This is a genomic window from Iodobacter arcticus (assembly GCF_042664895.1).
Taxonomy (GTDB): Bacteria; Pseudomonadota; Gammaproteobacteria; order Burkholderiales; family Chitinibacteraceae; genus Iodobacter; species Iodobacter arcticus.
This window is the reverse complement of sequence record NZ_JBHTBQ010000019.1, coordinates 57454-70245: the sequence shown is the minus strand read 5'-3', so window position 1 is coordinate 70245 and position 12792 is coordinate 57454. Positions and strand designations below refer to the sequence as shown.

General features: G+C 51.1%; 14 protein-coding genes. All 14 read left to right on the top strand.

The features are described from left to right. Window positions 1-47 precede the first annotated feature (47 nt). The 14 genes from mlaD (at window position 48) to ACFQNF_RS11495 (ending at window position 12719) form a co-directional block, all read left to right on the top strand. The gene (gene mlaD / locus ACFQNF_RS11560; RefSeq protein WP_046351673.1) at window positions 48-515 is read left to right on the top strand and encodes an outer membrane lipid asymmetry maintenance protein MlaD; all 468 of its coding nucleotides are present in this window, start codon (window positions 48-50) and stop codon (window positions 513-515) included. Between the two features lie 29 nt (window positions 516-544). Next, on the top strand, window positions 545-1147 hold the full coding sequence (locus tag ACFQNF_RS11555; RefSeq protein ID WP_380188115.1) for an MlaC/ttg2D family ABC transporter substrate-binding protein: 603 nt from the start codon (window positions 545-547) through the stop codon (window positions 1145-1147). Further along, the gene (locus tag ACFQNF_RS11550; RefSeq protein WP_380188114.1) at window positions 1144-1410 is read left to right on the top strand and encodes an STAS domain-containing protein; all 267 of its coding nucleotides are present in this window, start codon (window positions 1144-1146) and stop codon (window positions 1408-1410) included. The genes ACFQNF_RS11555 and ACFQNF_RS11550 overlap by 4 nt, the downstream gene beginning before the upstream one ends. 106 nt (window positions 1411-1516) lie before the next feature. Beyond that, window positions 1517-2338, top strand: a complete 822-nt coding sequence (locus tag ACFQNF_RS11545; RefSeq protein ID WP_380188113.1) for an MlaA family lipoprotein — start codon at window positions 1517-1519, stop codon at window positions 2336-2338. Continuing rightward, the gene (locus ACFQNF_RS11540) at window positions 2335-3231 is read left to right on the top strand and encodes an ABC transporter ATP-binding protein (RefSeq protein ID WP_380188112.1); all 897 of its coding nucleotides are present in this window, start codon (window positions 2335-2337) and stop codon (window positions 3229-3231) included. The genes ACFQNF_RS11545 and ACFQNF_RS11540 overlap by 4 nt, the downstream gene beginning before the upstream one ends. A gap of 106 nt (window positions 3232-3337) precedes the next feature. Further along, on the top strand, window positions 3338-4093 hold the full coding sequence (locus ACFQNF_RS11535; protein WP_380188111.1) for an ABC transporter permease: 756 nt from the start codon (window positions 3338-3340) through the stop codon (window positions 4091-4093). 4 nt (window positions 4094-4097) lie between these two features. Beyond that, window positions 4098-4337, top strand: a complete 240-nt coding sequence (locus tag ACFQNF_RS11530; protein ID WP_046351669.1) for a BolA family protein — start codon at window positions 4098-4100, stop codon at window positions 4335-4337. Next, a complete protein-coding gene (locus ACFQNF_RS11525; protein ID WP_156455221.1) occupies window positions 4334-4513 on the top strand; it encodes a hypothetical protein in 180 nt (59 codons plus the stop codon). The genes ACFQNF_RS11530 and ACFQNF_RS11525 overlap by 4 nt, the downstream gene beginning before the upstream one ends. A gap of 17 nt (window positions 4514-4530) precedes the next feature. Then, a complete protein-coding gene (murA, locus tag ACFQNF_RS11520) occupies window positions 4531-5781 on the top strand; it encodes a UDP-N-acetylglucosamine 1-carboxyvinyltransferase (RefSeq protein ID WP_046351667.1) in 1251 nt (416 codons plus the stop codon). A 376-nt stretch (window positions 5782-6157) separates the two neighbouring features. Further along, on the top strand, window positions 6158-6562 hold the full coding sequence (locus ACFQNF_RS11515; RefSeq protein ID WP_380188110.1) for a DUF4870 domain-containing protein: 405 nt from the start codon (window positions 6158-6160) through the stop codon (window positions 6560-6562). A 146-nt stretch (window positions 6563-6708) separates the two neighbouring features. Next, the gene (hisG, locus tag ACFQNF_RS11510) at window positions 6709-7359 is read left to right on the top strand and encodes an ATP phosphoribosyltransferase (RefSeq protein WP_046351665.1); all 651 of its coding nucleotides are present in this window, start codon (window positions 6709-6711) and stop codon (window positions 7357-7359) included. Window positions 7360-7619: 260 nt separating this feature from the next. Then, window positions 7620-9326 carry a class I SAM-dependent DNA methyltransferase gene (locus ACFQNF_RS11505; protein WP_380188109.1) on the top strand — a complete coding sequence of 569 codons (1707 nt, stop codon included), beginning with the start codon at window positions 7620-7622 and terminating at the stop codon, window positions 9324-9326. After that, window positions 9316-10716 (top strand): restriction endonuclease subunit S, encoded by a 1401-nt coding sequence (locus ACFQNF_RS11500; protein WP_380188108.1) that lies wholly within the window; start codon window positions 9316-9318, stop codon window positions 10714-10716. Before ACFQNF_RS11505 ends, ACFQNF_RS11500 begins: the two co-directional genes overlap by 11 nt. Then, window positions 10713-12719: an RNA-binding domain-containing protein gene (locus ACFQNF_RS11495; RefSeq protein ID WP_380188107.1), complete on the top strand. Its 2007-nt coding sequence runs from the start codon at window positions 10713-10715 to the stop codon at window positions 12717-12719. The genes ACFQNF_RS11500 and ACFQNF_RS11495 overlap by 4 nt, the downstream gene beginning before the upstream one ends. The last annotated feature ends 73 nt before the right edge of the window (window positions 12720-12792 follow it).

Genomic DNA, 12792 nt, shown 5'->3' with positions numbered 1-12792 from the left:
GAGTGATGGGCAAAAAATAACGACTTAGATTGAAGGGAATATAAAAAATGAAACGAGGCATGATTGATTTCTGGGTGGGTCTGTTTGCTGCTGCCGGCATTGCAGCTTTACTGTTTTTATCTTTGCGCGTCAGCAGCCAGACTACGTTACCAGCGTCTAATAGCTACGAGCTCACCGCTAATTTCGATAATGTGGGCGGCTTGAAAGTACGTGCCCCTGTGAAAAGTGCCGGGGTTTTGGTAGGCCGTGTGAGTAGTATCACTCTAGATACAGAGCGTTACGTTGCACGGGTGAAGCTAGATATGGATAGCCGCTATCATTTCAGTAGAGATGCCTCTGCTGAAATTCTCACCTCAGGTCTCTTAGGTGAGCAATACATCGGGGTTACATCTGGCGCAGACGATAAAATGTTACAAGCAGGCAATAGTTTCACCATTACTTCTTCAGCCATCGTGTTGGAGCAGTTAATTAGCCGAGTACTGTTTAATAAAGCAGAAACCGCTGCTGAGAAATGATCGTAAGTAATATTAATGGAGTACACATAATGAAAAAATGGATCCTTGCCCTCTCAATGGGTTTTATCGCTACCTGCAGCCTTGCCGCGCCAGTTGAATCACCAGAGCTCATCGTCAAAAATATCAGCCGCGATGTGCTGGAGATCATTAAGAAAAACGATAAAGACCCGCTAAAAGCCCGTGATTTAGTCGATAGCCGTGTGGCGCCTTTGGCAGACTACACCCGCATGACCATGCTGGCGGTAGGTCGCAACTGGAGAACCGCTACGCCAGAGCAACAACAGGCACTGACCCGTGAATTTCGCACGATGTTGGTTCGCACTTACTTTTCAGCGCTGTCTATCTACAAAAATGCGCAGGTTGATGTAAAAGGCACTCGTCCGGGTAACGATGCCAGCGAAATGGCGGTATTAACTGAAGTAAGCTTGCCAGGCCAAAAGCCAATTCCGCTTGATTTTAGTTTCGAAAAAACCGATGCAGGCTGGAAAACTTACGATATCGCAGTGGATGGCATCAGCTTTATCAATAACAACCGTAATCAGTTTAATGCCATCATTCGCAAAGACGGTATTGATGGCCTGATCAAGCAATTGTCTGATCGCAATAACGCACAGCGTAGCGCCAGCAAATGAAAGTTTTCCAAGCCACAGGCACGCTAACGCTTGAATCTGCGGCGCAGCAGCTTACCACCCTGCCAAGCTTGGCTCAGGGCGAGCTGCTGCAGGTAGACTTAAGCCTGATCAGCGCGGCAGATTCCAGTGCGGTGGCGCTGCTCCTGCACTGGATGCGCAGTGCCCGGAAGCAGGGCGGCGAATTACAGTTTTCTGGCGTACCTGAAGGCTTGGCTGGTTTGATTCGCCTCTACGAAGTGGATGCTCTGCTACCCATAAAGTAACAGGATATAAAATATCTGCTGCTGCACTCAAAGCCGCTCTATAAATCAGCGCCAAACCGCAAATCAGCCTAGAATATCGACCTTGCTCACTTAATTTACGACTCACATGCGCCGTCTTCTTCCCTTATTTGCCCTCTTACTTGGCGCATGTGCGACGCCACAGAATAATTACGACCCTATCGAGCCTGTCAATCGCGGTATTTTTGCGGTTAATAACGCCGTAGACAAAGCCGTGCTCAAGCCTGCGGCAGAAGCGCACGAAAAATACTCGCCAGGCCCGGTTAAACAGGGCGCCAGCAACTTCTTTGCAAATATCGATGATTTCTTTGCCTCCTTTGGCGCCTTGCTACAAGGCAAAGGCAGCGAAGCGAGCCATAGCATGGGCCGGGTGATGGTGAATACCACACTAGGTATGTTTGGTTTGGTAGATTGGGCCAGCGATATGGGCCTCAAAAAAAGCGATGAAGATATTGGTCAGGCCTTGGGCAGCTGGGGAATGGGCTCCGGCCCCTATTTAATGATGCCTTTACGCGGCCCAACCACACTGCGTGACAGCAGCGATATGGCAGTACGTTTCTTTGCCGATCCTTTAGATATCTGGGATGGCACACAAGATCTCAGCACTCAGGTCATTCGCTATGGCGCTTGGGGTATAGAGCAGCGCCGCCAACTTTTGCCGCTTGATCCGCTTATCAATGCGCAAGCCGACCCCTATGCCTATATCCGCGATGCTTATTTGCAACGCAGATACTTCCGCGTCTGGGATGGTAATCCGCCCAAGCCACTGCAATTAGGCCCGACAGATGAAGAGCTCGATGCAATGGATGCAGCCAAAGAGCAAGGTGCAAAAGCATCTACTGCAAGCGCACCAGCAGCCAGCGCCCCTGCCAGCATAGCTGCGAGTGGTGTGGCCGAGGTTGCCCCTTGAGTGCCATTGTTTTTGACTCTGTAGCTAAACAGTTCGGTGATTTCCACGCGCTTAAAGGCGTAAGTTTCACCGTGGAGCAAGGCGATTTCTTTGCCCTGCTCGGGCCGAATGGCGCAGGTAAAACGACTTTGATCTCTGCTCTGGCTGGTTTATCGCGCCCCACTTCCGGGCATATTTCGGTAATGGGCTTTGATGTCCAAAAAAACTACCGCGAAGCACGCCGCGCAGTGGGTATTGTTCCGCAAGAGCTGGTGTTCGATCCCTTTTTTACCGTGCGTGAAACGCTGACATTCCAATCTGGCTATTTTGGCTTACGTAATAACGACGACTGGATCGACGAGATCCTCGCTAATCTGGGCCTTACTGATAAAGCTAATACCAATATGCGCGCCTTATCCGGCGGTATGAAACGCCGTGTGATGGTGGCGCAAGCCTTGGTACACCGCCCGCCGGTTATCGTGCTAGATGAGCCGACTGCGGGTGTAGACGTTGAGCTACGCAAAACACTGTGGGATTTTATTCGCCGCCTCAATAGCGACGGCCACACCATTGTGCTGACTACGCATTATCTGGAAGAAGCCGAAACCCTGTGCAACCGCATCGCCATGCTAAAAAAAGGCGAGCTGATTTCACTGGAAAACAAACACACGCTAATGAGCCGCGGCGCAGCACGCGAACTGTTTATCAAGATTAAGCCTGCCGTACTACCCGCGTCCCTTGCCCCGTTACTCATTTGCGAACGAGATAATGGCTTTGAGCTAAAACTTGCAGATTGCAAAGACTTGGAAGCGATCCTTACCGAGCTTAGAAATAACGCAGTGCAGCTGCGTGATATCGAAGTCGGCAAGGCTGATCTGGAAACGATCTTTGTCGATATGATGCAAAACGCATAGAACCGTAGGGCGGGTGTAACCCGCCGCTTTACATGTATTCCATACCATTATTTGCGAATACGCACCCCTTAAAATAGCCCAAAGCCATCCGCCACAAGAAGACACTATGCAAGGTTTTTACACGCTGTTTTACAAAGAAGTACTGCGTTTTTGGAAAGTTGCTTTTCAAACCGTAGCAGCGCCTGTGCTAACTGCGCTGATGTACTTGCTGATCTTTGCACACGTACTCGACAACCATGTGCAGCCCTATCCCGGCGTGCAATACACCGCGTTTCTGATCCCTGGCCTCGTAATGATGTCGCTACTGCAAAACAGTTTTGCTAATTCATCATCCAGCCTGATTCAATCCAAAGTAACCGGCAGCCTGATTTTTGCCCTGCTGCCACCACTATCGCATCTAGAATTTTTCCTCGCCTATCTGCTGGCCGCCATGGTGCGCGGGCTTGTGGTTGGCGCGGGTGTTTTACTCGTCACCATGTGGTTTAACTTGCCTACTTTTGCCCATCCGCTGTGGATTTTAATCTTTGCGCTGATTAGCTCAGCCATGATGGCGGCGCTTGGCATACTGGCAGGGATTTGGGCAGAAAAATACGATCAGTTGGCCGCATTTCAAAACTTTCTGATTATGCCGCTCACTTTTTTATCCGGCGTGTTCTACTCTATTCACAGCCTGCCCGCCTTCTGGCAGGGCGTGTCGAGCTGGAACCCTATTTTTTATATGATTGATGGCTTTCGCTATGGCTTCTTTGGCGTAAGCGATGTATCGCCTTGGCATGCTTTTGCCGTTGCAGCGTTTTCTTTAGCTATTGTGAGCAGCGCTGCCTACGCATTAATTAAATCTGGTTACAAATTAAGGCAATAACCCCATGACTCCCGAATCAGTACAAGCCTTACTTACCGAGCGCCTAGACGCTACAGCGGTTGAAGTAACAGGCGATGGTCACCATTTTTATGCACGTATTGCATCCCCACGCTTTGAAGGCCTTGGCCTTTTGGCGCGTCATCGTTTGGTGAAAGAATCTGTAAAACCAGAGCTAGACTCCGGCGAACTCCATGCCTTATCGCTAGAAAAAACGCTGACCCCAGCCGAATGGGCTGCGCTGTGAATACCGAAAATCGCTTCAATCTGGACGGCATCGAAAAGAACCGCGCCAAGCTTGAACAAGCCATCGTTGAAGCGAAAAAACCGCTCGATCGCAGCTCGCAAAAACTAGCTGCCCTCACTAATCTGCCTTGGCTGATCGCAGGCGCTGCCGCACTGCTTTGGTATTACCTGAAATAAACATAAGAGTTACAGAAATGGACAAACTAAAAATTACTGGCGGCAACCCGCTCGCTGGCGAAATCTCTATCTCTGGCGCAAAAAATGCTGCCTTACCTATTTTATGCGCCAGCTTGCTGACTGCAGGCACTTTGCGCCTCAGCAATGTGCCTCAGCTGGCTGACGTAAAAACCACGCAAAAATTGCTGCAAGGCATGGGCGTGCGCGTGATGACCGATAACATTCACGAGTACGAAATCACCGCCAATGAAGTCACCACTCTGATTGCGCCTTACGAGCTGGTTAAAACCATGCGCGCGTCGATTTTGGTACTTGGCCCCACTTTAGCGCGCTTTGGCGAAGCTCAGGTTTCCCTGCCAGGGGGGTGCGCCATTGGCGCTCGCCCGGTTGATCAACATATCAAAGGCCTGCAAGCGATGGGTGCCGAGATTGTGATCGAGCACGGCTATGTAAAAGCCACCGGCAAGCTCAAAGGTGCACGTATTGTGTGCGATATGGTCACCGTAACGGGCACCGAAAACCTGCTGATGGCTGCCACACTGGCTGACGGCATCACGATTATCGAAAACGCCGCGCGCGAACCAGAAGTTGTCGATCTGGCAGATTGCCTGATCAAAATGGGCGCAAAAATCAGCGGCCACGGCACGGATACCATTACTATCGAAGGCGTTGCCGAGCTACACGGCGCAGAGCACGCCATCGTGCCAGATCGTATCGAAACCGGTACTTTCCTGATTGCCGCAGCCGTAGCGCAAGGCAAACTGGTCTTACGCAATACCCGTGCTGATATTATGGAAGCCGTGCTGGAAAAACTGCGCGAAGCCGGTGCTTATATCGAAGCTGGGGACGATTGGATCGCCATCGATATGAAACAGCGCCCAAAAGCTGTGAATATCCGCACCATGCCCTACCCTGCTTTTCCAACCGATATGCAAGCCCAATTTATGTTGCTGAACTGCGTAGCGGAAGGCACGGGCGTCATCACCGAAACCATCTTTGAAAACCGCTTCATGCACGCCCCCGAGCTGATCCGCATGGGCGCCAAAATCAATACCGAAGGCAATACCGCGATTGTGACCGGCGTTGAAAAGCTAGAAGGCGCAACCGTGATGGCCACCGACTTACGCGCATCGGCATCCCTCGTGATTGCAGGCTTGATTGCCAGCGGCGAAACCATTGTGGATCGTATTTATCACCTAGATCGCGGTTACGAGCATATCGAGCGCAAGCTATCTGCTGTTGGTGCACAAATTGAGCGCATTGCCTAAGCCTTGACCTGCTTACGAGTTTATAGAACGCAAATTGTCGGCTGTTAGCGAGCAAATTGAACGAATTGCCTAAGCGTTAGTTCAAATTAGCGTCCTTGATTAATTTGTAGGCTGGGTGAAACAGCCCTATCAACTTAACTTTTATCCTAGGATAAATCGGTATTTCGTAGGGTGTACAACGACGTAGTCGTTGCGCACCAAGAACGGTGCGCAAGAAGAACACCTTGCACACCCTACGTAAACCCAAACTTGGCCTTGTTTTTTGCCTTAAGTTGATATGCTGGTGGTGGCCCCCACCAGACTTTGGCATGAAATGCTAGGGAAACGGCGGGTTTCACCCGCCCTACATAACACCGCACCTTTTCTAGGCATAACCATGTTCATCTTCAATCCAAAACCTGCGGCAGAAGAACAAGACGACAAGCCGCGCCCGCCTTCGCAAAATGAAAAGGGGGGTGCCGCGCTAGCGCATCTGGCTGGGGTGTTCTGGCTGCCGATTTTGCCCATGGCAGTGCTAGCCTTGATGATTCCGGTACTGGTACTACAATTTGCCCGTGTTCATTCCGATTACGTGGAGCAACACGCCATCAGCGCATGCAATTTTCAGGTACTGATGGGCTGCTTTTACGCTTTAGCCATGTTAGCGGGCTTTGTATTACATAGCGCCTTGCCACTTTGGTGGGTTGCCATTGGCTCAGCTATTTTTGCATTATGGGAAGGAGCCAAAGCCATCAACGGCTGGCCATCCAAATACCCAGTGAGTTTAAAATTATTTAAGTAAGAACATAAGCATAAGCACTGAAACACCTGCCAATGCCATGTTCTACCACTTACAAAAACATAAAGTATGAGTGACCCATCCTCGGCTTTGAGCTTGAATTTAATCATCACTGTACCGCCGCCAAATTAAATCTACCGGACGTATCCATGATCACCATCGCGCTATCCAAAGGTCGTATCTTCGAAGAAACACTACCCCTGCTGGCTGCCGCAGGCATTGTGCCTTCTGAGGCCCCAGAATCCAGCCGCAAGCTGATTATTGGCACCAATATGGAAGACGTCAGGCTGATCATTGTTCGCGCAACGGACGTGCCGACCTATGTGCAATACGGCGCGGCTGATCTGGGCATTGCCGGTAAAGATGTGCTGCTAGAGCATGGTGGCGCTGGCCTCTACCTACCGCTCGATTTGGATATCGCCAAATGCCGCCTGATGGTCGCCGTGCAAGAGGGCTTTGATTACGAAGGCGCAGTTAAACAAGGCGCTCGTTTACGCATCGCCACTAAATACACCGAATGCGCCCGCGAGCACTTTGCCAATAAGGGCGTACACGTCGATATAATCAAGCTCTACGGCTCTATGGAGCTAGCCCCGCTGGTAGGCCTTGCAGACGCCATCGTCGACCTCGTCTCCACCGGTAGCACGCTAAAAGCCAATCATCTGGTCGCCGTAGAAGACATCCGCGAAATTAGCTCCCGCCTCGTGGTAAACCAAGCTGCGCTTAAGCTTAAACACAGTAAACTCCAGCCAATTATTGATGCGTTTGCTGCGACTGTAGCGGCAAGGCAAGCCGCCTAAATACCCCTGCTTTTACCTCAAAACGCTTTAAAACCAAATCAATCAGGCCACCTAATCAGGTGGCCTGACTGCTACTTGCGTAATCGCCCAGATTTAAAATGGTTTTTCCATCCCCTCTCTCAATGCCTGCCCCAGCATATTAGCGCCGCCACGGCGAAGCAGCGTACAATACCCTCTAATTTTTGACTTGATGCTGACATCTTTAAGAAAGATTGGCATTGCTCCACCCTCTGATGTACCCCTGCAAAGCAAGGCCCCTCATGAACCCCATCGAACAACAGTTTTTTAACGATTTAGAGCGCAAGCTCTGGACCGCCGCCGACAAATTGCGCTCCAGTCTGGATGCTGCGGTGTACAAGCATGTCGTGCTTGGGCTAATTTTCCTTAAATATGTCTCTGATGCATTTGAAGAGCGCCGCTTAGAGTTAGATTCCCAATTCCGTGACCCAAGCCATGACTACTATATGGACCCGGCAGACTACGCCGAAGACTATGCAGCAGACCTAGCTGCCGAGCTGGAAGTCCGCGATTATTACACCGAAAAAAACGTCTTCTGGGTACCGCCGGAAGCACGCTGGCAAGTGCTGCGCGATTGCGCTCAGTTGCCACCAAAATCAGCACTGCCATGGAATAAACCAAACAAAAATGAGCCAGAAGAAATGCGCAGCGTGGGTTGGCTGATCGACAATGCCATGGAAGCGGTTGAGCGCGAGAACGAAAAAAAACTCAAAAATGTACTCAATAAAGACTTTGCCCGCACCGAGCTGGACAGCCACAAACTGGCCGATCTTATCGCGCACTTTTCCGACACCAACTTCAGCCAGCCAAGCTACAACGGCCAGCCACTCAGCCTTAAAAGCAAAGACATTCTCGGCCACGTCTACGAATACTTCCTCGGCCAATTCGCCCTAGCCGAAGGAAAAAAGGGCGGCCAGTACTACACCCCCAAGAGTATTGTGACGCTGATTGTGGAAATGCTGCAGCCCTTCAAAGGCCGGGTATACGACCCAGCCATGGGTTCTGGCGGTTTTTTTGTGCAAAGCGAAGAATTTATCGAGCAGCACGGCGGCAAAGCCGCCAACGGCAAGACTGGCCAGATCAGCGTTTATGGTCAGGAAAGTAACCCCACCACCTGGCGTCTAGCCGCCATAAATATGGCCATTCGTGGCATCGACTTCAACTTCGGCGGCCAGCCAGGTGACACGATGCAAAATGATCTGCACCCAGACTTACGCGCCGACTTTGTGATGGCCAACCCGCCCTTCAATATGAAGGAATGGTGGAGTGAAAAGCTGGCGAACGATCCGCGCTGGATCGCCGCTACCCCACCACAAGGCAATGCCAACTTCGCCTGGCTGCAGCATATGCTTTACCACTTGGCCCCCACCGGCAGCATGGCTCTGCTGCTAGCCAATGGCTCGATGAGTAGCAACACCAATAATGAAGGCGAAATCCGTAAAAAACTGATTGAAGACGACTATGTAGAATGCATGGTGGCCCTGCCCGGCCAGCTGTTCACCAATACACAAATCCCCGCCTGCATCTGGTTCCTTACCCGCGACAAGCGTAATGGTCTGGCGCTCAACAAGCAAAAGCGCAATCGCCGTGGTGAATTTCTGTTTATCGATGCCCGCCAGCTGGGCTATATGAAAGACCGCGTCCTGCGCGACTTTACGCAAGACGACATCAAAAAAATAGCCGATACCCTCCATGCCTGGCAACTGGGAGAGGGCTATGAAGATATGCCGGGCTTCTGCTACTCGGCCACGCTCGCCGACATCCGTAAGCATGAACATGTGCTGACACCGGGGCGTTATGTAGGTGCAGAAGAACAGGAAGAAGACGGTGAAGCCTTTGCTGACAAGATGACGCGGCTGACAGCGCAACTCACAAAGCAATTTGCCGAGAGTACTTATCTGGAAGGTGAGATCAAGAAGAATTTGGCGGGGTTGGGATATGAACTCTAAGCCGGTTACTGTATTCGCTGCAAGAACGGCCATTGGACCATTTGGCTCCAGAATGAAAAGTGATGCCTACACTGACTCAGGTGTTCCAGTTATTCGCGGAACCAACCTAACGGGGGGCAAGGTTCTATCTGGGGAGTGGGTTTATGTTTCCGAGAAAACTGCAGATGGCTTATCAAACTGCTGTGTCTATCCTGGCGATCTTGTTTTCCCTCACCGAGGGGCAATTGGTGAAGTAGGAATAGTTCCAGAACAGTTCAATAGGTATGTTATGTCGTCGAGCCTGATGACACTTTCCTGTGATCGCTCCAAGGCAGATCCTGACTACATTTATTACTTTTTCAAATCGGCCGCTGGACGCCACGAACTGCTAAAGAACGCCTCACAAGTTGGCACCCCAGGCATTGGTCAACCGCTCAGCACACTTCGATCAATTAAGGTTCCACTTCCTCCGCTGCAGTCGCAACGAAGCATAGCAAAAATCCTTGGCGACCTCGACTCAAAGATCAATCTCAACCACCGCATCAACCAAACCCTCGAAGCCATAGCACAAGCCATTTTCAAATCGTGGTTTGTTGATTTTGACCCGGTCAAAGCCAAGATCGCCGCCAAGCAAGAAGGCCGCGACCCGCTACGCGCCGCCATGTGCGCCATCAGCGGCAAGATTGAAGCCGACCTCGACGCCCTGCCGCGTGAGCAATACAAGCAACTCGCCGCCACCGCAGCACTGTTTCCGAACGAGATGGAAGAGTCAGAAGGAATTCCGAAGGGATGGAAACAAGCGACATTAATTGAACTAACTACAAAAATTGGTAGTGGCGCAACGCCGCGTGGTGGCAAAGATGTGTATCTAGAAAATGGCGTAGCACTGATCCGCAGTCAGAACGTCTATGACTCGACCTTTGTATGGAGCGGGCTGGCCAGAATATCTGACAATGCCGCACAACAACTAAAAAATGTTGAAATTAAATCCAGTGACGTTCTGCTTAATATTACAGGTGCATCCATACTTAGAAGCTGCGTCGCGATTCCCGATGTTCTTCCTGCGCGTGTCAATCAACACGTTGCAATCATCAGGCCCAAAGAAAATATCCCTTCGCGATTCATCCACCTGCATCTATTACAGCGAAAAACGAAAGATTACCTTCTTGGCCTAAATACTGGTGGTTCCAGAGAGGCAGTAACCAAGGCGCATATCGAGTCCACTCCAATCATTCGCCCCACTGATCCAGTGCTGGCAGCTTTTCAACGAGCGACCAATGCCATTTATCTAGGTAATGAGTCACTGGCGAGACAAGATAGAAGCCTTGCCGAATTACGCGACACCCTGCTCCCCAAACTTCTCTCCGGCGAACTATCCGTCACCGATGCGCTGACAAAGGTCGAGGCATGATTGAATTTCAGTCATTTGAAGATTTTTCCTTACTTCGCGAATCCATCTCACTGGAGTGCAAGCTGGCACATGGCCGTGATGGTAAGGGAGCCTTGCCAGAGGACTTCTGGCCAAGCTATAGCGCGATGGCCAACACCGATGGGGGTGTGGTGATATTGGGGATGCGCGAGCGCAAAGGGCAGTTCGAACCAGTAGGCATTGAAAACCCAGACAAACTACGTACTGAGTTATTTAATAATTTAAATAACCGCCAGAAAGTTAGCCTTAATCTGCTGTGCGATGCAGATGTGCGGGAATGGCTGGTCAATGGAAAAACCTTGCTGGTCGTCAATATTCCACGGGCCAAACGCCAGCAGCGACCTGTGCATCTAACGCGCAATCCATTGGATGGCAACACCTACCGCCGCTTAAATGAAGGCGATCGCCCCCTGCCCGATGAAGAGGTCAAGCGCATGTTGGCCGAGCAGGTAGAAGACAGCCGCGATGACCGTATTTTGCGTGGCTATGACATCGAAGATCTGGATATGGGCACCTTCCGTGCGTATCGGCAGGTATTTGCAAACCGTGATCCCGGCCATCCTTGGAACGCCGAGGATGACGCCACATTTTTGCGCCTGATCGGTGCTTGGCGCCGTGACCGTGAGTCTGGGGAATCTGGGCTTACGCTGGCTGGTTTGCTGATGTTTAGCCAAATGAGCGTGATTCAGGAAGCGCTGCCCAATTATATGCTGGACTACCAAGAGCGGCCCGAGGCCAAAACGGAAAAGCGCTGGGTAGACAGATTAACGCTGGATGGCAAATGGTCGGGCAATCTGTACGAATTTTACCGCAAAGTGTATTTAAAACTTACTGCAGACTTAAAAGTACCATTCCAGCTTGAGAAGGGCGAACGCCAAGAAGAAACGCCCGTGCACGTCGCACTGCGCGAGGCGCTGGCCAATGTGTTGGTGCATGCAGATTACAGTGAGCGTGCATCGGTACTGGTGGTCAAACGCCCCGATATGTTTGGATTTCGCAATCCAGGATTGATGCGCATTCCGGTAGAGGTTGCATTACACGGCGGAGAACCCGATTGTCGTAACCGCAATTTGCACAAAATGTTCCGCTTTGTCGGGGTGGGTGAGCAGGCTGGCACGGGCATCCCTCGCATCCTGCAAGGATGGGATTCACAACACTGGAACCCACCCAAACTGTACGAATCATCGACACCTTACAATCAAACTTTGTTAGAGCTGCGGATGATTGATCTTTTCCCCCAGCCCGTGATTGCAGAGCTAAGAAGGCGCTTTGGCACGACATTTGAACAACTTAAAACTGAGGAGCGGCTGACTCTAGCCTTGGCAGGTAGTGAGGGCACGGTAAACCATGCTCGGCTTTGCACCGTATCCTCGACTCACCCTGTTGATTTAACCCGCACCTTGCAGCATCTCACTCAACTGGGGATGTTGACCTCGAACGGCAGCGGCCGGGGTGCAGTGTATTTTCTGCCGGGCCAAGACTTACCAACCCCCGATGAAGTATTTGGCTCTGTTCCAGCTAGTATTGGGAGCAGCTCCTCAGTTTTGACGAATAGCTCCTCGGTTTTGACGAATAGCTCCTCGGTTTTGACAGATAGCTCCTCAGTTTTGCGAGATCGCCGCAATGAGGATGGATGTTTGCTGACCGAGCAACTCTCTCTGCCTGTCATTGACTCATTAAGTGCCTTATCTCCTAGCCTACTGGCTCAGCTTGAGGCGCTTGCCCAAGAACCACGAGCTAAGAAAAAAATGGATCGTGCCGTACTTGAGCAAGTTTTACTCAATGTTTGCACAGGGCACTACCTCACTTTGCAATGTTTAGCAGAGCTGATTAAGCGACGGCCAGAATCCTTGCGCAACGACTACCTTTCTCCGATGGTACGTGCACGAACGCTAAGCCTTGCATTCCCCACAACACCGACGCATGAGCGGCAGGCTTACTGCACGACCCACTCCATGCCTGAGGCGATACAACTTGGCAAATGAAAACCGACGCGTACACAGGGTGCAGAGGCGTCGGTCATATTGGGGCGGATCTTAGGGCTCTGGCTGCCTACCC